The 19971-nt window shown below is 68.6% G+C and carries 16 protein-coding genes and 5 pseudogenes; 14 read left to right on the top strand and 7 right to left on the bottom strand.

The window, feature by feature from the left end; translation table 11 throughout:
* Window positions 1–413: 413 nt before the first annotated feature.
* A complete protein-coding gene (locus ACFQ9Z_RS33620; RefSeq protein ID WP_383028715.1) occupies window positions 414–983 on the bottom strand; it encodes a hypothetical protein in 570 nt (189 codons plus the stop codon).
* 488 nt (window positions 984–1471) lie between these two features.
* Between ACFQ9Z_RS33620 and ACFQ9Z_RS33615 the strand changes: the two genes are divergently transcribed.
* From ACFQ9Z_RS33615 to ACFQ9Z_RS33585, 7 genes and pseudogenes are all read left to right on the top strand, one after another.
* The gene (locus ACFQ9Z_RS33615) at window positions 1472–2212 is read left to right on the top strand and encodes an SDR family NAD(P)-dependent oxidoreductase (protein WP_383028710.1); all 741 of its coding nucleotides are present in this window, start codon (window positions 1472–1474) and stop codon (window positions 2210–2212) included.
* 538 nt (window positions 2213–2750) lie between these two features.
* A pseudogene (locus ACFQ9Z_RS33610) lies at window positions 2751–3899 on the top strand (transposase domain-containing protein).
* A gap of 436 nt (window positions 3900–4335) precedes the next feature.
* Entirely contained in the window at window positions 4336–5772 is a 1437-nt protein-coding gene (locus tag ACFQ9Z_RS33605) for a molybdopterin-dependent oxidoreductase (RefSeq protein ID WP_383028706.1), read from the top strand.
* Complete coding sequence (locus ACFQ9Z_RS33600) at window positions 5769–6278, top strand: hypothetical protein (protein ID WP_383028702.1); 510 nt, start codon at window positions 5769–5771, stop codon at window positions 6276–6278. Before ACFQ9Z_RS33605 ends, ACFQ9Z_RS33600 begins: the two co-directional genes overlap by 4 nt.
* Window positions 6275–6982: a class I SAM-dependent methyltransferase gene (locus ACFQ9Z_RS33595; RefSeq protein WP_383028696.1), complete on the top strand. Its 708-nt coding sequence runs from the start codon at window positions 6275–6277 to the stop codon at window positions 6980–6982. Before ACFQ9Z_RS33600 ends, ACFQ9Z_RS33595 begins: the two co-directional genes overlap by 4 nt.
* 251 nt (window positions 6983–7233) lie before the next feature.
* Complete coding sequence (locus tag ACFQ9Z_RS33590) at window positions 7234–9066, top strand: glycoside hydrolase family 15 protein (RefSeq protein ID WP_383028691.1); 1833 nt, start codon at window positions 7234–7236, stop codon at window positions 9064–9066.
* Window positions 9067–9286: 220 nt separating this feature from the next.
* Window positions 9287–9457, top strand: a complete 171-nt coding sequence (locus ACFQ9Z_RS33585) for a hypothetical protein (protein ID WP_383028686.1) — start codon at window positions 9287–9289, stop codon at window positions 9455–9457.
* Window positions 9458–9962: 505 nt separating this feature from the next.
* Here ACFQ9Z_RS33585 and ACFQ9Z_RS33580 read toward each other — a convergent pair.
* Both ACFQ9Z_RS33580 and ACFQ9Z_RS33575 read right to left on the bottom strand, forming a co-directional pair.
* Complete coding sequence (locus ACFQ9Z_RS33580; RefSeq protein ID WP_383028683.1) at window positions 9963–11009, bottom strand: LLM class flavin-dependent oxidoreductase; 1047 nt, start codon at window positions 11007–11009, stop codon at window positions 9963–9965.
* Complete coding sequence (locus ACFQ9Z_RS33575; protein WP_383028680.1) at window positions 11009–11521, bottom strand: SRPBCC family protein; 513 nt, start codon at window positions 11519–11521, stop codon at window positions 11009–11011. Before ACFQ9Z_RS33575 ends, ACFQ9Z_RS33580 begins: the two co-directional genes overlap by 1 nt.
* Window positions 11522–11640: 119 nt before the next feature.
* Here ACFQ9Z_RS33575 and ACFQ9Z_RS33570 point away from each other — a divergent pair, with 119 nt between their 5' ends.
* Both ACFQ9Z_RS33570 and ACFQ9Z_RS33565 read left to right on the top strand, forming a co-directional pair.
* Complete coding sequence (locus ACFQ9Z_RS33570) at window positions 11641–12171, top strand: winged helix-turn-helix transcriptional regulator (RefSeq protein ID WP_383028673.1); 531 nt, start codon at window positions 11641–11643, stop codon at window positions 12169–12171.
* Window positions 12172–12978: 807 nt separating this feature from the next.
* Window positions 12979–13218 (top strand): annotated as a pseudogene (locus ACFQ9Z_RS33565) (polyphosphate kinase 2); the annotation flags it as partial.
* Window positions 13219–13344: 126 nt separating this feature from the next.
* On the opposite strand, the gene ACFQ9Z_RS33560 reads toward ACFQ9Z_RS33565, so the two are convergent.
* Entirely contained in the window at window positions 13345–14058 is a 714-nt protein-coding gene (locus ACFQ9Z_RS33560) for an HNH endonuclease family protein (protein WP_383028667.1), read from the bottom strand.
* Window positions 14059–14332: 274 nt separating this feature from the next.
* On the opposite strand from ACFQ9Z_RS33560, the pseudogene ACFQ9Z_RS33555 reads away from it, so the two are divergent.
* Window positions 14333–15063, top strand: a pseudogene (locus tag ACFQ9Z_RS33555) (SOS response-associated peptidase).
* Between the two features lie 479 nt (window positions 15064–15542).
* Here ACFQ9Z_RS33555 and ACFQ9Z_RS33550 read toward each other — a convergent pair.
* Window positions 15543–15977: pseudogene (locus ACFQ9Z_RS33550) on the bottom strand (RNA-guided endonuclease InsQ/TnpB family protein); the annotation flags it as partial.
* 15 nt (window positions 15978–15992) lie between these two features.
* On the opposite strand from ACFQ9Z_RS33550, the pseudogene ACFQ9Z_RS33545 reads away from it, so the two are divergent.
* A pseudogene (locus ACFQ9Z_RS33545) lies at window positions 15993–16103 on the top strand (transposase); the annotation flags it as partial.
* A gap of 136 nt (window positions 16104–16239) precedes the next feature.
* Here the strand turns inward: ACFQ9Z_RS33545 and ACFQ9Z_RS33540 are convergent.
* On the bottom strand, window positions 16240–16980 hold the full coding sequence (locus tag ACFQ9Z_RS33540) for a hypothetical protein (RefSeq protein ID WP_383028663.1): 741 nt from the start codon (window positions 16978–16980) through the stop codon (window positions 16240–16242).
* A gap of 44 nt (window positions 16981–17024) precedes the next feature.
* Window positions 17025–18122 carry a M23 family metallopeptidase gene (locus ACFQ9Z_RS33535; protein WP_383028658.1) on the bottom strand — a complete coding sequence of 366 codons (1098 nt, stop codon included), beginning with the start codon at window positions 18120–18122 and terminating at the stop codon, window positions 17025–17027.
* Between the two features lie 151 nt (window positions 18123–18273).
* Here ACFQ9Z_RS33535 and ACFQ9Z_RS33530 point away from each other — a divergent pair, with 151 nt between their 5' ends.
* Genes ACFQ9Z_RS33530 through ACFQ9Z_RS33520 form a run of 3 tightly spaced genes read left to right on the top strand, consistent with a single transcriptional unit; the run spans window position 18274 to window position 19971 of the window.
* A complete protein-coding gene (locus ACFQ9Z_RS33530; RefSeq protein ID WP_383028652.1) occupies window positions 18274–18807 on the top strand; it encodes a hypothetical protein in 534 nt (177 codons plus the stop codon).
* Complete coding sequence (locus ACFQ9Z_RS33525) at window positions 18807–19607, top strand: hypothetical protein (RefSeq protein WP_383028649.1); 801 nt, start codon at window positions 18807–18809, stop codon at window positions 19605–19607. The genes ACFQ9Z_RS33530 and ACFQ9Z_RS33525 overlap by 1 nt, the downstream gene beginning before the upstream one ends.
* Window positions 19597–19971 carry a hypothetical protein gene (locus ACFQ9Z_RS33520; protein ID WP_383028646.1) on the top strand — a complete coding sequence of 125 codons (375 nt, stop codon included), beginning with the start codon at window positions 19597–19599 and terminating at the stop codon, window positions 19969–19971. Before ACFQ9Z_RS33525 ends, ACFQ9Z_RS33520 begins: the two co-directional genes overlap by 11 nt.

Raw genomic sequence — 19971 nt, 5'->3', positions numbered from 1 at the left:
GGGAGGCCGGCTTGCGCGGGGTACCGGTCCGCCCATGACCGGGTTGCACGACTCTCGCAGCCGAAACGAGAAGACGGCACTGATCACCGGGCCCGTCCGGCGAACGGCATCCACTGCCGCTCGGCCACGCATGTCTCTTCCAAGACAGGGCATTCGACTGGACCTTGCCGAGGGGCAACCACCCGGCCCCTCCTCGAGAATCTCGGCTGTGGACAGGTGCGTCGGCAGCGTGAACCCAAGGACAGGACGCTGCACGGTGTCTGGCCGCTGAGACGCCGCCGGGATGGTCGGTTCCGAGACCATCTCGATCGTCTCGTGCTGCTGTCGAGCTGGTTCGAGCAGTTCATGGGGACGGGGGCAAGGTGCTCGTCCGTCGCGCTGAGCCGACGCGTGCCCGGATAAAAACACGGCCTTTAGTGCATGAGTGGGGTCATGGAGCAGGCGCGGTCCCACATGCCGCGGAGTTGCTCCGAGGGCCGCTGCTGTTCGCCGTGCAGGGCGTTGAGAACCACCAGCGATCCGGTGAGGGCGGGCACCGCCCACTGCACGCAGGCGAGCTGACGTCGGGCTCTGTCGGTGTCAATGGAATGTTGCGTCGCCTGTGCGGTGTCCTGGGGGTCGGAGGAGGAGGCGAGTTCGATCTTCTTGCCGAGGATGCGGGCGTAGGCGGTCGTGGCGAGCGCCGCAGCGGTGATGACGGTCTTGGCCGTGGTGGAGGCAGCCACGCCTTTCTGGCGGGCGACCCGATGGGCGTTGGCGGCCAGCAGCCCGCCGCCCCCATAGAGGTGGGCACCGATGGCGGCGGCGCTGACCGGCACCCACTGCGCCCAGCCGGCGGACGCGATACGAGCCTGCGCGGTCTCGGTGGCACCTTTCTGACGTGCTGCGCCGTTGAGTCCGACTGCACCCATCAGCGAGCCACCGAACCACGCCGCCAGTCCCAGATCGTGCAGGCTGCGAATGGCGGTGTTGCGTCCGGACATGGAAGTGCTCCTTAGAGAGACGGCGGTGACCAGTGGTCGACGGAGGCCGACGCTTCGTCCACCCTCACCCGGCCATGACCTGGCCGCTATCACTGCTGGCCCAGACGGGTTCCTTGTCCGGTCGGGACTGCGCCTAGCGAGGTAGAGGCCCCGCATAGCCCTCCCGGTCCGGGCTGGCTGCGCATCGGATGCTTTTCGGTGTGCCCGGCGCGCACGAGAAGCCGGGCAACGTCTCCGCTAGGGGCCCAGAGTCGCCCTGCGCGGTGGGCGGTGATCTGCAGTGTCTGTCGGGTGAGGGCGGGGCTCTGTTCGATGCAGCCGGGCGGCACGGCCCACGTGACCACGTGGGCCGCGGCCCCGGGCGGGATCATGATCAACGATCGGCCCGGCGTGGGTCCGTCCTCGCCATGGCATGAACCATCAGGATCATCAGTTACACGAGGAACAACCGACAGCATGTCGTTCCTCTCGGCTTGGAGGAGCTTTCCATGGCTGCAGAACTGGACGGATCCACCGCTCTTGTCACCGGCGCCACAGCTGGCATCGGCCGGGCCGTGGCCCTGCGCCTGGCAGCGTTGGGGGCCTCGGTCATCGTCCACGGGCGGGACGAGAAGCGGGGTGCTGAGACCGTCAAAGACATCGCTGCCGCAGGCGGGAAGGCTCGGTTCGTTGCTGCGGATCTGAGTGGCTCGGAAGATGTCCTGCGTCTTGCCGCTGAAGCAGGCGAGGTGGACGTTCTGATCAACAACGCCGGTATCTACCGGTTCGCCAGCACGCCGGACACCACCGCCGAGATGTTCGACGCTCAGATGGCCGTCAACTCACGCGCGCCGATGCTCCTGGTCGGTGCCCTCGCTCCGGGAATGGCTGCGCGGGGGCGTGGCGTCATCGTGAACGTGAGTACAGCGGCGGCTACCACGCCGGTGCGGGAATCGGGCGCATACGGGGCCTCCAAAGCTGCACTCGAACTTCTCACACGAGTATGGGCTGACGAGTTCGGCGCCCAAGGCGTCCGCGTGAACGCCGTGGCTCCGGGCCCTGTCCATACCCCCGGGACGGAGGAGATGGGAGGTGAAACCCTCCAGGCGATCGGGCGAACCACCGTACTGGGGCGGGTCGCAGACCCTGAAGAAATCGCGGAAGCGGTTCTGTTCCTTGTTTCGCCCCGCGCCAGCTACATCACCGGCACGGTCCTCGAGGCACGCGGCGGACAGCTCGCGATCGGCTGACTTTGGGCCGGACCGCGATGGATATGCCACACCCGGCACCTTATGCCCGCGATGTCTGCCTCGACCCGTAAAGATGTTGTTTCTGATCCTGGCGTGAGCAGTTGACGCGGTGTAGTTACGGCAGCAGCGGGCGAGACGATGAGCGCTGCCCCAAGCATCCGGTGGCCATGCCGGCCACTGTCAGTCTGCATCCTTCGGCACGCCGTCAGGGCTCGTCTGGGCAAGGCTGACGTGATGGTCAAGCTTGTGTGATCGTGTACCTGCAGTCGGTTCGGCGCCGATGATCCCCACACTGATCTCTTGCGCGGCGCCTCCGTTCCTGATGCCCGATCGCAGCCTCGTTCCAGCCCGCCTGTGCGTTCGTTCTCGAACACCTTTGCTCGCTGGGACGGGGAGGGGGGAAATCTGGTCCCGACGGATTGACATCCTCGCCCATCTAAAGGACAAGGCCATGAAGTTAGGGGTCGGGTCGTAGCCGCAAGTGAGGGCTGATCTGGAAGGACACCGGACGCGAGAAGCGGAGCCCCGGTAGAACTGGCTGGTCCGCCAAGACAGCCGTTCACAAGGACCGGAGGCTCCGCTGTCCGGACGGTCTGTCATCACGCGCGAGATCGCGGTAACCGACGGCGTCTTCGCCCCGGGGCATCTGGGCGAGTTAACCCAGGTTGTGCCGTTCGAGATGGTCGACGAGGTCCTCGCCGAGTGCGGGGCTGTGCAGCAGCGGCTGCGGAAGCTGCCGGCCCGGGTGGTGGTCTACTTGCTGCTCGCGGCCACCCTGTTCGAGGAATGCGGCTAGCCGACCGTGTGGCGCAAACTGACCGGCGCCCTCGAGACACTGCCTCTGCCGACGGTGACCGCGACCGCGTTGTGGCACGCCCGCACCCGGCTCGGGGTGCGTCCGCTGCGGGCCCTGTTCGACCTGCTGCGCGGCCCGGCGAGCGCGGTCCGCACGGCCGGCACCCGCTGGGCCGGGCTGCTGGTGGTCGCGATCGACGGCACGTACCTGGACGTCGCCGACGACGCGGACGTGCGGGCCCGGCTGGGCAAGGGTGCCAACCAGTACACCCCCGCCTCCGGCTCTCCGCAGGTCCTGCTGGTCGCTCTGGTGGCCTGCGGCACCCGCCCGGTCATCGACGCGGTCTTCGGGCCCCGCAAACCGGGCGAGCCCGTCCTCGGACGCCGCCTGCTGCGCTCGACGCACCAAGGCATGGTCGTGCTGCTGGACCGGGGATCGATCTTCGGTAGACGCAGCTTCCCGCCCGCCGTGATCGACCAACGGGCGTTCGCACCGCCGGCCGTCCCGGCAGACGCCCTTGGCGTGAACCCTCAGACGGCGATGTGCTGCGCCGACCTCATCCGCGCCGAACTGCCTGAGCTGCACTTCGGCACCCTCAACCACTGCCTGTGGCAGCCGGAATGGGCCGAATGCACGAAGCACCGCCCAGAGAACGAGGACGGTGCGCCACTTATCGGGGCCTGCCAGTCGGCCCGCTGTCGCAACTCCGCCGTCAGTGCCGACCACGCCCCCATCTGCGGCATCCATCTCGCCGGAGGACAGCGCGTCGCGTCGTACCTGGACAGCGTTAGACAGTTCATGGTCACCAACAGCACCGTGGTCACGGTGATCGTGCTGCTCCTCCTGGGCGCAAGCGTCCTGGGTGACGGGCTGTCCGGTCTCGGCCGCTGAGACAGGCACCTTCAGGGACAGGCCGCGAGCGCTGAAGAGAGCAGACAGTTGACCACGATCAGCGTGAGCCCCGGGAAGACGGTCGCACCAGCCCCCTGAGCTGCAACTTCGAGTTGGCGGAGGCTCGGTACGACGACACCATCCTTCTTCAGAACGCGGTCCATGTGTGGGACGCGCGGCGAGCAGGTCGACCAGCCCCGGTCGGGGATCGCACCGTGCGCGCTGTCGCGGCTGCCGGGAGGCAGGGACTCCACCGTTCGGCTGACGGGGTGCGGCCACTCGGGTATCAGCGTGTGCCTTAACGACGGTGCCAAGGGGTTGGTCGACCGGCAAAGTGACATTCTGTAGTGGTCTCATCGGTCGTGTTCTGGAAGACCTTCTGACGGGTTGACCGGCCGCCCTTGAGGGCGGGGCTCTGGGAGGGAGGAGACGGCTGATGGGCAACGGCGGACGACCGTCACAGCCCGGTTCATCCGGGCGGCCGGAGCGCCCGATGCCGGAGGACGCGCATGCGCGGTGGCGTCTTCGACGGATCGGCGCCGCTGTGGCTGCCGGTGTCGCTGCGGCTGCCGCGCGTGCCCTAGCTGTCGCGCGGCGGATCGGGGAGACGCCTGCGCCACCGGGGCCTTTTCGGCCCGGGTTCTGGCGCAGTCCGATCCGCGGTCCCTGGCTGACGTCGGTGTTCGGCCTGGTGCTGCTGGTCGGCATTCCGGTGCTCTTCCTCACTGGCGCGCTCTCCTACGCCGCCTACAACCCCGATCTCGGCCCGCACAATGACATGACACCCGACAAGGGCCTGCTGGGTTTCTATTTGTTCGACTGGCCTACGCACCCCTACTGGCTGTACCGGCTGACCCAGGGCGTGCACGTCACGCTGGGTGTGGTCCTCGTGCCCGTGCTGCTGGGCAAGTTGTGGTCGGTGATCCCGAAGCTGTTCGAGTGGCTGCCGGTGCGGAGTGTCGCCCACGGTCTGGAGCGGCTGTCCCTGCTGATGCTGGTGGGCGGCGTCATCTTCGAGTTCGTGACCGGGATCCTCAACATTCAGCTGTACTACGTCTTTCCCGGCTCGTTCTACACCCTGCACTTCTACGGCGCGTGGGTGTTCATCGCCGCGTTCATCGTCCATGTGTGCCTCAGACTGGGCCGGATGTCACGCGCACTGGGCTCACGCAGTCTGGCCACGGAACTGCGCACCGACCTCGCGCACACCATGCCCGAGCCGCCAGACCCCGACGGCCTGGTGCCGACCGCACCGGCGGCGCCGACGATGACGCGGCGTGGCGCCGTGGGGTTGGTGGGGGTGGGCTCGCTGGCCCTGCTGGTAGTCACGGCCGGGCAAAGCATCGGCGGCCGGCTGCGGAACACCGCCTTGTTCGCGCCGCACAACCGCAACCCCGGCGGCGGCCCGATGGACTTCCAGATCAACAAGACCGCCGCGGCCGTCGGCATCAACCCGGCACATGTGGGTCCTGCGTGGCGGCTGGAGGTACGCGGCCGTGCACCGACGCTGGTCTTCACGCGCGCGCAGCTCCTGGCGATACGCCGGCACGACGCTCTCCTGCCGATCGCCTGCGTGGAGGGATGGTCCACCGACGACCAGCACTGGAGCGGCCTCAGGCTCACCGACCTGGCCGCCATGGCCGGGCTGCCCGGGGCCGGAAGCGTCCTGGTGGAATCCGCCCAATCACGCGGTGCTTTCCGCTCGGTGGTGCTGCGCGGCAACCAGATCCACGACCCGCGATCTCTCCTCGCCCTGCGTGTCAACGGCGCGGACCTCTCGCTCGACCACGGCTATCCGGCCCGGATCATCGTCCCGGCCAACCCCGGAGTGAACAACACCAAGTGGGTGCACCGGCTCACCTTCAGGGCATGACCATGGCACGTTTCGTTCGCTGGTACGGCTCCGGGCCCCTGCACCTGCTTGTGCTGATCTGTTCCTTCGCCCTCACGGCCTACGCCATGGTGCGCCTGTTCGCCGTTCGGCCGCTCGAGGTGGCGATCTGGTTCGTGGGGGCGGCAATCCTTCACGACCTGATCCTGCTGCCTCTGTACTCGCTCGCCGACCTGTCGGCTCACTCCGTGCTGCGGCATCGCACTGGCCGGGTACCAACCGTGGCATGGATCAACTACCTGCGCGTACCCACCTTCCTGTCCGGTGTGCTGCTGCTCGTGTGGTTCCCCCTCATCCTCGATCTGGCGATCCCTTACCGAGACGACACCCGGTTGCCGGAAGGGGTATACCTCGGCCGGTGGCTGGCGATCACGGGCGTGCTGTTCGGTGCGGCGGCACTGGCCTTCGCTCTCAAACTGCGCCGCGTCCGGCGAGCCGTCCCCGCCGACGGGCACCGGCCCCCACCCGGTCGCGATGCCGAGCCGTGACGCCTGAGGAGAACAGGTCGCCCGCCGCACACGAGGACCCCTACGCACTGGCCCTGCAAACCGGTCGCGGGCCGGTGTACCTGAGGTTCGCCGACGGGCGCCGAACCCGGTTGCCGGTACGCCGCTGGGGCGCGCGGCCCACCGGGGCCGACGAGACACTGCTGGAGCGGTGCAGGGGCCCCGTACTCGACATCGGCTGCGGACCGGGGCGCCTGTGCAGGGCGCTCCTGGACCGGGGCGTCTGCGCCCTTGGTATCGACGTCGCTCCCCACGCGGTCGCTCGAACGGAGACCCGCGGCGGGGCCGCACTGTGCCGGTCGGTGTTCGACCCGCTGCCGGCTGAGGGCAGCTGGCAGACCCTGCTGCTCGTCGACGGGAACATCGGCATCGGCGGGGACCCGCATGCCCTGCTCCACCGCTGTGCCCAACTCATCGCCCCGACGGGAGTCCTGCTCGTCGAAGTCGACCAGCATGATGTCGAAGAGGGCTGCACCGCTTGGGTGGAGGACACCCACGGCAACCGCGGCCCAGCCTTCCTCTGGGCGCGCCTTGGGACGCCGGCCGTCCACCGGGTCGCCAAGAGCCTCGGGCTCAGCGTCACCGACCAGTGGGTCAGTGGCCGACGGTGCTTTGTCTCCCTCGGTCGTCACGACTCACGCCCCTCAGCCGTCGCATCTCACGCGCCCCGGGCGCAGCCGCGGTAAGGAGAAGGAGCTGTGCGAGCGACAAGTCGGGCGGGTCAGACGCGCCAGAACCTGCCGGCCCGTCAAGGCAACCGCCGACGGCCAGGAGGTGCGATCCGCCGGTGGTGCTGTTTGAGTGAGGTGAATCCGCCGCTCAGGGAGGCTGTGATGGACGACCCACCGGCGCCTGAAGCGCTCTACGGTGCGGGCGGCCGCTCAGTCCGTCCGGACCAGGTCGCGTCAGCGGGCCGGAGGCGTACGGACTGCCGCCGATGAGCGGGCGACCGATTGGTGACCATGCACTGCTGTCCGACTGCCGCTCGGCTGCCCTGGTCACCTCCGACGGCTCAGTGGACTGGCTGTGCCTTCCCCGCTTCGACAGCCCGGCGCTCTTCGCCCGACTCCTCGACGAGGACGCCGGCCACTGGGCCATCCGCCCTACCGGTCCCGCAGACGTCAGCCGCCGCTACCTCGAGGAGACCCTCGTACTGGAGACGACATTCCGTACCACCGGTGGAACGGCCGTCCTACGCGACGCACTCGCCCTGGGACGGCGCGAGCGGGGACACGCCCTGGGCACCGCGTCTCCCGGAATGCTTCTGAGGCAGATCACCTGCACCGAAGGACGAGTGCCCGTCGAGATCACCTATGCGCCACGCCCGGAGTTCGGACTCGTCCACCCCCTCCTCGCACCTGTGCGGGGCGGGCTCGTCGCGTATGGAGGCGCCCACGTCCTGTTGCTGTCGACCCCTATCGACCTGACGGTGAGCGGTTCCACCGCGCACGGTCAGATCACCCTGAGGGCGTCGGACCGCCTCGGCTTCGCACTGCAGGTCGGGCCGGCGTGGGGAACCGAGCCGACGCGCTGGCGCGCGGGGCGTATCCGGCGGCGCTTGAACGACACCGTCGAAGGCTGGCGCTCATGGTCGCGGCTGCACCGCGGCTACGTCGGTCCCTGGCAGGACGAGGTGGGCCACAGCGGACGCGTGCTGCGGGCACTGACCTTCGCGCCCACGGGGGCAATTGTCGCCGCGGCCACCACCTCTCTGCCCGAGTGTGTGGGCGGCACGCGCAACTGGGACTACCGCTACACCTGGGTCCGCGACGCCAGCTTCACTCTGCAAGCGCTGGCCACCGCCGCCTGCGAGAAGGAGAAGGACAAGTTCTTCGGCTTCCTGGCCCGAGCTGCCGCAACCCAGCTCCACCGCGGCGTGGACCTGCAGATCATGTACGGCATCGGTGGCGAACGCGACCTGAGTGAGCGGACCCTGCCCCACCTCGCCGGCTGGCGCGACAGCACCCCCGTACGCAGCGGCAACGACGCATGGCGCCAACGCCAGCTCGACGTCTACGGCGAACTCCTCGACGCCGCCTACCAGACCTTCCCGCCCAACGAGCACCTGGACCCACCCACCCGCGCATTCCTGCTCCAAGCGGCCGAGACAGCCACCCGTCGCTGGGCAGAACCCGATCAGGGCATCTGGGAGACACGCGGGTCGAGCAGACACTTCCTGCACTCGAAACTGATGTGCTGGGTCGCCCTGGACCGGGCCATCGCGATGGCCCCCACCCTTCAGGCCGACGAACGCGTACCCCACTGGCGGCACGAGCGGGACCAGATCCGCCAAACCGTCGAACAGCACGGATGGAACCCCCGCCTGGGCGCCTTCACCCAGGCGTTCGACAGCGACGACCTGGACGCCTCTGCGCTGATGCTGCCCATCGTCGGCTTCCTTCCCCCGCACGACCCCCGCATCCAGTCCACGGTGCTGGCGATCGCCACCCACCTCACCGACCACAACGGCCTGATCCGCCGCTACCTCGGCGACGAGATCGAAGGAGGAGAGGGAGCCTTCCTGCTGTGCACCTTCTGGCTCGCCCACGCCCTCGCCCTGATGGGACACACCACCCGCGCACGGCAGGTGTTCCAAACCGCCGTCGCACACGCCAACGACGTCGGCCTGATGGCCGAGGAGACCGACCCCACCACGGGAGAGGTCCTCGGTAACTTCCCACAAGCCTTCAGCCACATCGGGCTCATCAACGCCGCCCGCGCCATCCGCGACGCCGAGCGGCAACCCACACCACGACGAATCGAACGCTAGCTCCCACCATAAAGCAGCGGTGGCGCAAGAAGGCGTCAGATCACAGGCGAGCGTGGACGACGCATCGCGCAGCACCCTCCCCCTCCGGCTTCAGGACCCAACTGAACAACGCCCTGCCCGCCTAGCTACCTGGGGATGGGCAGCGCATGGCGCCGTCGACCGGGCGCGGACTTGTCGCGGCCGCGACCCCGGTCATCTGCCCAACTCACAACGTGAACCCATGACGTTCGAACTCTGGCGCAACAGCAGCAACCGTTACTGGGTCGCACGGGGATGCATCGAGAGCACTGACGTGGTCCTGTCCGGCTCCGAGATCGAGCCCAACGAGCTCAGCCTGGTCCGCGCGAGCGACCTGACCTCGTTCTCGAACCCGTTCGCGTCCCTCGGGTAACTGCACCACACGGCGGCCCTCAGCTCACTGAGTCGTCTTGCGGGATGCCGGTCAGGCGATCCGGCTTCTGGAGGACGTGGATGACCCGGTCCTCAAAGACCATCTCCAGGCCGCACTGACTGGGGGGCGTGTCGCCGTGGCGGTGGGCGCACGCTCGCAGGGAGGCGCCGCCGGGCGGTGCCGGTCGACGGCACTCTAGGTGCTGCCCGACGTGTCGCGCGGTCGATGGCGGCCGCGGCCGGAGCCGTGTTCAGGCTCGGATCCGGCCACCGCCCGGAAAGCGGATGGACACGGCAAGCGGGTACGGCCGGGCAAGGCGCGGGCGGACGCAGCGGTTGCCTGCCCTCGCGAGGCCTGCCTGGCCTTCGCGGGAGGCGATAGACGGTCGAACGGGGCCGAGGGGCGATCGAGCCGGCAAGCCGCCGGGCGTCGTGCCGTCGAGGCCGCGGGTGCCAAGTCGGCGGGGCCTGATCCGGCTCCGGTCCGCGGCCCGGGAACCGGGCCTCTACCGGGGATCGAGGGCGCGGATGAGGTCGATGCCGTGTCCGAGGTTGTCCAGACGCGCTGCGAGGGTGTCGCCCGCCGGGTAGAGGCGGACGGTGTCCACGCCCGCGGCGCGCCAGTCCGCGAGCCGGGCGCGGACCATCTCGTCGGTCCCGATCAAAGTGGTGGCCAGGACCATCTCGTCGGTGATGAGGCCGGCGGCGCCGTCGCGGTCCCCGGCCTGCCAGCGTTCGCGGACCTGGGCGGCGACATCGGCCCAGCCCTGGCGGCTGTAGGCGTTGTTGTAGAAGTTGGTCGAGCCGGAGCCCATTCCGCCCAGTGAGAAGGCCAGTTCCTTCTTGCGGCTGCCGACGACGCCGGTCAGCCTGCCCTCGTCGGAGACGATGTTGATCTCGGCGCCCTGGCAGATGTCGAGGTCGGTGCGGGTCCGGCCGTTTCGGGCCAGCCCGGTGTCGAGGTGGGTGAAGTAGGCGTCGGCGCCTTCGGGGACGAAGCTCGTGCCCAGCCAGCCGTCGGCGATCTCGCCGGTGAGTTCGAGCATCTTGGGCGACAGTGTGGCCAGGTAGATCGGCACCTGCACCGGCTCCAGGCTGAGCCGCATCGGACGGCCCTCGCCGTCGGGGAGGGGGATGGTGTACTGGCGGCCCTGGAAGGTGATCTTCTCGCCGGTGAAGGCGGCGCGGATGATCTCGACGGTCTCCCGCATCCGAGTCAGCGGGCGCGCGAACGGGATGCCGTGCAGGCCCTCGATGACCTGCGGCCCGGAGGCGCCGAGGCCGAGGCGGAACCGGCCGCCGGACAGGTGTGCGAGGGTCATCGCGGTCTGCGCGATGGTGACCGGGGAGCGGGTGCCGAGCTGGATGACCCCGGAGCCGAGCAGGAGCGTCTCGGTACGGGCCGCCAGGTAGCCCAGCGGCGAGGGGGCATCGCTCCCCCAGGCCTCGGCCACCCAGCAGATGTCCAGGCCGAGCTTCTCGGCCTCCAGGACGAACTCGGCGGTCTCCCGCCAGTTTCCGCCAGAGCCTTCGATGGTGGTCGCGGTACGCATCACTTCTCCCGTTCGGCGAGGCTCTTCATGGCGGCGAGGTTGGACTTGATGCCGGCCTCGAACTCGCGCAGCCGGACGAACACGATCTTCTGCTCCTTGTCGGGCATGGCCTCGATCGCGACGCTCAGCCCGGACGGGGCCGGTCCGAGCTGGGCCCACTGCTCCAGCACCGTGCCGGCGTCCTGCGGGTGCAGCGTGAACCGCCACACGCTCATCGGATGGGAGGGATCGCCCACCGCCCAGGCGAACCGGCGCGGCTCCTCGCAGTCGACGATGGTGCTGACCGTCTCCCAGTCGCCCAGGGCGGGGTGGGCATTGCGCCCGCGGAACCGGTTGCCCGGGCGGGGACCGGTCGCGCCGTCGAGCCATTCGACGTGCTGGAGCTCGGCGCTGAGCTCGGGCATCAGGTGGATGTCGCTCACGTACCTCCACAACCGCTCGGGGGGTGCGTCGATGTAGGTCCTGGCGGACACCGTCGGGGTGTCCGCATAGACCTGTCCCGTCCACTCCATGGCACCTGACTCCTTTCCCTGCATGACCTGGATAGTTGCTCATTAAGACTCACTCGCGCAAGGTCGAACGCCTCCGCTTTCTGCTGAGTTTCGTAGAAAGACTCGTATCATCGGGGTTCATGAGGCGTACGTCGTTCGCGAACTGGCCCTGTTCGGTGGCCCGGACCATGGATCTGCTCGGGGACTGGTGGACCCCCCTGGTGCTGCGGGAGGCGTTCTACGGGATCCGCCGGTTCGACGAGTTCCAGCAGGAGCTGGGCATCGCCCGCAACACGCTGTCCGAACGGCTGCGCAGGCTGGTGGAGGCGGGGCTGATCGAGAAGCGCGTCTACGAGACGCAGCCTCTCCGCTACGAGTACCTGCTGACCGAGTCCGGCCGGGACTTCTACGGCGTCATCCTCGCCATGACCAGTTGGGGCGACCGGTGGCTGGCGGACGAAGCCGGGCCACCGGTGGTCACCCGCCACGAGACCTGCGGCCACGACGCCCACGGCGAGGTGGTCTGCTCGCACTGCAAGGAGCCGCTGGCCTGGGAGGACGTCACCCCGCGCCCCGGCCCCGGATACCCGCAGAAGCTGCTCGGGCGTCCAGACATCCGACGACGGTTCAAGCTGGACGAGCCGAGGCAGCCGACGACGGCCGCGAGCTGACCCCGGCCCGGTCGGCCGCCGAGGCGCGGCCGTCCAGGCATGCCCTGTCGTCTGAGAACGTTGTCCCGCTGCGAGAGTGTCAGCGCAGCCGTCCTGCTCTTCAGCCAGGCTGCCTGTAGTCACCCTGAGACGGTGTCGTGGTTGATGGTGGCGCTTCCTCAGGCAGTAGGCTCCAGCCGAGGTGCGCCGTGAGGAACGCGCCGATCTCATTCGCATCGGTGGACTCCGCGGGCAGGTCGTCCGGCCGGGGCTGGTAGAGCTCCATCAGTTCGTCCCGCAGCCGAGCATCCAGAAGGGGTGCCTGGTAGCAGTCGATGGTCCCCCGACAGAACAGCCAGTCGAAGGCGCAGGTTCGTCACCTCACTCCCAGCCGAGGACCGGCCCTTCCACGCCCATACGGCGCAGGCCGTCGCATACGACCTGTGGGATGCGGTCGCGACGTCGCGAGCAAACCGTGCTCTGAGGTTGAACGCGCGGGCGCCCTGGCGGGAGCGAATCCCGCCTTGTCCGGTGATCACCGCAGCTACGTCCCGCAGGCGGACTAACGCGTGAGTGAGGGGCGAACCCGAGGCGGTGGCGCCGGCCGCTGCCGCCTCCGGCTGAGGCTGTCGACTCCGGGCCCGGCCGAGGTTGTGACGGCACCGCCTGCGGGGCGCACCACCCGCACCGGAGGGGAAGGAACCGCCTACAAACAGCACAGGACACCGCAGTAGTACGTCTGGGTTCGGTCTGCCGAGGCACGCGGAGGGAGATCCCCGATCCCAGTGACGAGGCGGAGAGGCTGGACGCGTGGCGGAGCATGAGCAGGTGCTGGAGGCGCAGGGGAACCGGAGCACGGGGCGCGAGGGCGACCTGTTGCACGGGCTGGCGGTGGATGGTCGGCAGCCTGAGCGGCCGGTGCTTCTGGGCGGTGACGGCCGGCCGATCGAGACCTGGCGGGAGAACCACCCGTACGACCACCGGGTCGGGCGGCGCGAGTACGAGCGGACCTGGCGCATCGTGCATATCGAACTGCTCAAGCTGCAGCGCTGGGTGAAGGAGACGGGGCCACATCGGCGGCCGGGATGGGTGGTCTGCGTGACCTTCCCGTATCCGTCTGCAGTGTGCGGCCTGGGCCGGCGGCCGATCTGGCTGCGGTCCGTCGAAGTGCCGCCCGACTCGTCCGGGTACCGCTTAGCGTGCCAGGAGGACGGTGATGGGAGCGTTGGCGCAGTTGCCGAGCTCTTCGGACAGTGCTGTTTGTTCGGCGGTGTCGATGCTCAGGCCCCAGCGGGTTTTGTCGGCCACCCAGTCGGTGACGTACTGGCAGCGGTAGGCGGTGGCCGGCGGCAGCCAGGTGGTGGGGTCCTGGTCCGCCTTGGACCGGTTCGAGGCTGCCGACACCCCGATTAGCGCGCGGTCGTCGCCGAGGTCGTTGGCGTAGGCCTCCCGCTCGGCGGCGGTCCAGGCGGAGGCGCCGGAGTCCCAGGCCTCGGCGAGCGGGACCAGGTGGTCGATGTCCAGACCGGACGGGCCGCTGATGTAGCGGTCGTCGTAGGCCGAGTACCACTGGCCTCCGGACAGGGCGCAGCGCGGGCCCTGCTCGGGGGCGATGACCGCTTCGGCTTTGAGGACCTCGGCACGGGTGTTGCAGCCGTCCTTGTCGGCGTCGATCCAGTGCTTGAACTGGGAGCGGTCGTAGCCGGTGCGGTCCTCTTCGCGCACCGGCAGCTGCGCGAGGGCGTCGCGTACGGGGAGGGTGACCGTCTCCCCCGGCGCGCGCCCCTGCCATGCGGCCGCCGCGGCGCTACGAGAGGCCGGTGTGTGGGCGGCGGCCGCGTGGGCCGTCATGGGGACGAGGAGGGCGGCGAAAGCGGCGGCCGCGGCCGCGGTACGGGCAAGACGCATGGAGCGGCGGTCCCTTCGAAGATCCCGGACGGTTCCAGATCTTCGTAGCGGCCCGCCGCGGCGACGCGCCCGGGGCGTCGCGCCGCAGTCACCCGCACGGGCGGTAAGTCACATCACCGCGCGACGGCGGGGCTGAGCGTCGTTGGTCCTGCAGCCTGCCGGGTGAGGCTCGGCACCTAGTTGATGTGCGGTTCCCGGTGACAGCAGCGACGCGCCTGATCGCAGAGGTGGGCGTCGGCCCGGGTGAGCGGGCGGGCGGTGAGAGGGCGGGCATATGTGCGGTCGATATGTCTCCACCCGGCGCCCACAGGACTTGGCGCAGCTGTTCCACGTCGACGAGTGGCCCAACGCTGAGGCGCTCGCACCGAACTGGAACGTCGCCCCGACCGACGACGTCTGGGCCGTCCTGGAGCGCACCCCACGCGAGGACGGCGGTGCCGCTGCGCCCTCGAGGGAATTGCGGTCGCTGCGCTGGGGTCTGGTGCCGTCGTGGGCGAAGGAGCCGAAGATCGGCGCGCGGATGATCAACGCCCGTGTGGAGACCGTGCACGAGAAGCCGGCCTTCCGCCGCGCGTTCGTCAAGCGCCGCTGCCTGCTCCCGGCGGACGGCTTCTATGAATGGCAGCCGGTTAAGGACCCCGCGACCGGCAAGGACCGCAAGCAGCCGTACTTCATCCACCCCGAAGACGATCAGGTGATGGCGCTCGCCGGGCTGTACGAGTACTGGCGCGATCCGGCCGTCATCCAGGACGACGACTCGGCCGCCTGGCTGATGACCTGCACGATCATCACCACCGAGGCCACCGATGCGGCCGGCCGTGTGCATCCGCGTATGCCGCTGGCGCTCACCGACAACCACTACGAGGTCTGGCTCGACCCCACCCACCAGGACTCCGACCACCTGCGCGCTCTCCTCGGCCAGCCCGCTGGTGGGCACCTCGATGCACGGCCGTCAACAACGTCCGCAACAACGGCCCCCAACTCCTCGACCCGATCAGCTTGTAGCCGCAGACGAGTGAATGGTCGGCGGGGCGGGCCGTCCCTCGGACGTCCGAGGACGCAAGCGACCGAAGCGACCGTAACTCCGACAATCGGCCGGGCACGCGCGAAACCACCGTCAGCAGCCGGGCACCCGGCGTGCCGGAACGTGAGCTGGACCACCAGCGACCAGGCGTGGGCCGCGAGCACACGTCACAGCCCCGTCTGGTCGGCACTGCCGAACGAGACAGCGGGAACTCGTCTCGGGCGCGCAGCCGATCCCTTGGAATCGATCATCTAGCCGGCAGGCGGGGCCGCTAGGCCTCACCTGCTCCGTCATCACCTGCCGCCGCACCGCGACGGCTGCATGGGGCCGTAGCCGTGGGCGTGAGGGGTCCGGTGTCTTCTGCGGCTCACTCACGACTGCTCCCTGCCCGACGCTCTCCAGCGTCCCCCGGTACCCGGGCTTCGTGCTGCACTCGTCGCACTCCAGCCACACGCCTTCACTTCACCTTGAGGTCGCCGATCTTCGGCAGACGCAGCTTCCCACCCGCCGTGATCGACCAGCGGGCGTTCGCGGTGAACCGGACGGCCTGCCGGGTGTCCTTGCGGGACTTGTACCGGGGCGCACCCATACGCGGGCGCTTACCCTTCAGAGCGTCGAAGAAGTTCCGGTACGCCGCATCCAGGTCCCTCAGGGACTGCTGCAGGACGACCGCCGACACCTCACCGAGCCACGCCCGCTCAGGCGTCCGCTTGGCGCCGGTGATGAGCTGCTTCGACAGATCCCCGGTCCTCGGGAACGGCAGCCCCTCGCTACGGGCGGTCTCCCGAGCCCTGAGAGCGTCGTTGTAGACCACCCGCGCACACCCGAACGCCCTCGCCAACGCTGTGCGCTGAGCGGTGTTCGGGTACAGACGGAAGCTGTACCGAAGCTGCACGCGGGCCATGATACGTACTGGCGGGCACAACGCCTGTGGTCCGGCTCGTACTTCGCCGGGTCGCTCGGCGGTGCGCCGCTCAGCATCGTGAAGCAGTACATCGAGCAGCAGAACCGGCTGCTCTGACGCTGGATGAGGTGACCAGCGCGGATCCGTGCCCATAGCTGAGGTCAGAGCAGGCTGAAGAATCGCTTCACCACCGGGCTGAAGCCCGGTGCACGGCGAATAGACCCGGTAGCAGCGCATTGACGTTGTTAGGTTGTCAAGACCCGGTGCGCATGCGCTGTGACTCGTTGCTCAGCTGTCCGAGTCGCTCGGCGATTTGTGCGCGCATGGTTGCGGTGCGCTCCGGGGTAGCCACCTCCAGGAGCATGTTGACCAGGTCGGCGGCCAGAGCCCCTGCCTCTTGGGGGGGCAGTTGCATCCATGCCTGGGCGGCGTTCTGCGCTGCCATCTGGGGGCACCGTTTGCCTGGCCCGAGCCGGTCGAACCAGGCGAGGGCGAGCCAGGTCCAGGAGGCGGTGGCGAAGGCGTATGCTCCGCTCAGGTATGCCAGGTCGGCGCGGAATTGTGCCGCCCCGAGGGTCGGGGCTGCTGTGTCGCCCTGCTGCGCTGTGAGCTGCTGCAGTATTTGGTCAGCGGCTGGTATGGCCGTGGCGAAGTCGTGGGCGCGGCCGGCGGTCTGGGCGGCGGCGAGCCGGTCGGAGAGACTGCCCAGCTGCTGCGCAGGCGCGGTCGGCACGGGTTGTGGAGCTGCAGCTGCTGGGGTTGATGGGGTTTGCGTGGTTCCGTCGGGCATGACCTGCATGTCGAATCGGGAGTTGGTCCGCTCGTCCTGGACGTGCACGAGGACTGGCAGGCCGCTGCCGGCTGCTTCGTTGTGGAGGATCTGGATGACAACTTGTGAGGGGTCGACTCCGTCGGGGACGACCTGCGGTTCGCTGTCGATGTGGAGTTGGCCGTCGCGGCTGATATGGACCTGGTAGCGGGTGCTGGTGTTCATGGTGTGCGGCCCGCGGCGTGTTGCGGGCCCTCCTCCTTCAGGGGTCAGAGCGAGAGGCCGTGGCTGCGGAGGTAGGCGCTGGGGTCGATGTCGGATCCGTAGGCGGGTCCGGTGCGCGCTTCGAAGTGCAGGTGCGGGCCGGTGACGTTGCCGGTGGCGCCGGAAAGACCGATTTGCTGGCGGGCTTTGACGGTTTGGCCTGTGCTGACGGTGATCTTCGACAGGTGTGCGTACTGCGTGTATTTGCCGTCGCTCATCTTGATGACGACGTTGTTGCCGTACGCGCCGCCCCATCCGGCTTCGACGACGGTGCCGGTGCCGACGGCTTGGACGCGGGTGCCGGTGGTGACGGGGAAGTCGATGCCGGTGTGGTAGCCGGAGGACCACATGCCGCCACCGGAACGGTAGGGGGTGGTGACGTGGGAGTTCTCCACGGGCAGCGCCCACGCGCCGTTGCCCTTGGCGTTGGTGGAGTTGGCGGCGTTCTCGACGGCGTCGCACCCGGAGGTGGTCGTGAGCACGGCCTGCTTGCCCCAGCTCTTGGCCACGAGCTCACCTGCGGCTTTCTCCCACTTGGCGTACGCGTCGGGGAGGCCGCTGCGCTGGACGTTCTGGGCGGCCTGGGTGAGCGGCTTCGTCTGCCATTTGTCCACGTTGGCCAGGCGCTCGAAGAACGCGTTCGATGCGTGGATGGGGTCGGTGGCCTGTGCGACGGTGCCCCAGCCTTGTGAGGGGCGCTGCTGGAAGAGGCCGAGGGAGTCGCGGTCTCCGTAGCGGATGTTCTTGAGCATCGACTCCTGGATCGCCGTGGCCACGCCGATCACTGCGGCGCGGGGTGGCAGGCCGCGACTGCGCGCGACGTTGGTGATGACGCTGGCGTTGCGTTTCTGCTCCTGCGTCCAGTTGACGCTCTGCTGCTTTCCCTGGGGGTTCAGGGGCACTGTGACCTGTCCCCCGGGCTTCGCAGCCGGTATCTCCTGTTCCTTGCTGGTCACTTGCATTGCCGCGTTCGCGGGTGTGCAGGAATCCTCCCAGTTCGGTCCGTCGTCCGACTCACCGGCGCCCAGCATCAGCGGCAGGCAGAGAGCCCCAGCGCACATCGCCGCTATCCCGCCCCCGGCGATGCCGATGGCTTTGCTCATATCTCGGTCCCCAGTCGTCGATGCGCATCCCGCCACGAGGGACGGAAACCGCAATTCCCGTGCCATGGGGTGAGCCCAACCAGCCAGGCGTCCCAGGGCTGCGAATGCGCCATTACGTAGCCGTGCGATGCACGGTTAGCGTCTGCGCCGAGTGAAAGCAGCAAGGAATCGACAACTTGCGCTGGATTTTAAGGCATTGAGTAGCGGGTGCGTCAACGCATCTACACAAGAGGCGTTTAAGCCGCCTCTCCATTTTCGGCTGGAGGCGTTTGGCGTGATGCGTGAATGCCTTGCTGTCGACGGCCGGTTGTCCGGGTCCTTCACGCGGACTGGGGCAGGCTTCGCGGCCTGGGAGGGATTTGTGCAGGTAACACAGCAGGTGATGCAGTTCGCCGCAGGCGGCGGTATTGACGGCATCACGAACGGGATCAAGCCCGACTGGAATGTCTTTGGCGCCATCGGGACCAAGGCGAAGATCATTGTCGGCGTGGTGATGGCCGGCGCTGTTCTCTTCCTGCTCGGAAGCGCCATTGTCGGAGCGGTTCATATCCGAGTCGGGAATCAGCAGCACAACACGATGGAGACGAAGAAGGGGCAGACGATGGTCGCCAGCTCCCTTCTCGGCCTGTTCGCGGTCGCCTCCATGTCCACTCTCTTCGGCATCGTCTACGGGTTCGGAATCTGATGGCCGGCAACCAGAAGCAGACCGGAACCCGGACCCTGACGGCCAAGGCTCCGGAGTTCCCCGGCGCCGCGGTAGCGTCCCCGTGGCACCGGTTGAAGATCGGCTCGATCATCTTCGGCATCGTGCTGGCCCTCGGCATGGCACTGACCCTGTTCGGCGGGAGCTCAGGCAAGGACGGCAAGGAAGGTTCCGAGACGCCTGCCAACTCCACCCCCACCTCGCAGGCCGGCGGCAGCGGCCCCGGCGTCAAGGCGAGGGCCGTCAAGAGCGGTGTTCCGGTGGGGTATCCGCGGACTAAGGACGGCGCCGCGGCGGCTGCGGTCAACTACCAGGTCGCACGCTCCTCGCCGGGGTACTTCACCGACCGTGCGCTGCGTCACCAGGTGCTGAAGACGGTGATGGCGGATTCGGCGCTGGCCGGTCAGCAGGCGCAGGACGACCGGACGGTCAAGGGTCTGATGGCGGCGCTCGGTGTGAGTGGGCAGAGCGCGCCCGACATGGTCATGCGGGCCGCATCTCTCGGCACGAGCGTGCGTTCGTTCTCTCAGGACGCGGCCACGGTGCGGGTGTGGATGAGCGAAGTCGTCGGGGTGCCCACCGACAAGTCGAAGATGCCGGTCTTCGGCAGCTACTCGACCTACACGCTGATCTTGCAGTGGCAGGACGGTGACTGGAAGGTCGCGACGATCGACCAGGCCGACGGTCCCACTCCGCTGGTCGCGGCCGACCAGTCGGCGTCGTCCACCGACGAGATGCGGCTGGCCAACCAGGAATTTGAGGCACCGCGCTATGCAGGCTGACGTCGTGCGTCGGTGCATCGCGCAGCCGATGCTCGCCGCCCTGTTCGCTGCCTGCCTTGCGGTGGCCGGCCCGGCAGCCCCCAAGGCGCGGGCCGACGGCGGTCTCGGCTCGCTGAGCCCGTGCAATCTGCCGGGCGGGAAGTTGGTCTGTGATACGGCGGATAAGGGGACCAAGTGGCTGTACGACAAGTCGGGGGCTGACACCGTCGTCGACACTGCGAGCGGGGCCATCGATTTCGCCACCGACCCGCTCGGCTACCTGGAGCAGAAGCTGCGGGCCGGAACGCAGGGCATTTTCTCCGCGTTCGGTGAAGAACTCACCGGCAAGAAGCCGCCCTCCCCCAAGCACGGCAAGGGGAACTAG

The organism is Streptomyces sp. NPDC056580 (genome assembly GCF_042793175.1).
Taxonomy (GTDB): Bacteria; Actinomycetota; Actinomycetes; order Streptomycetales; family Streptomycetaceae; genus Streptomyces.
The sequence above is the reverse complement of the archived record's forward strand: the minus strand, read 5'-3'. Positions and strand labels throughout refer to the sequence as shown.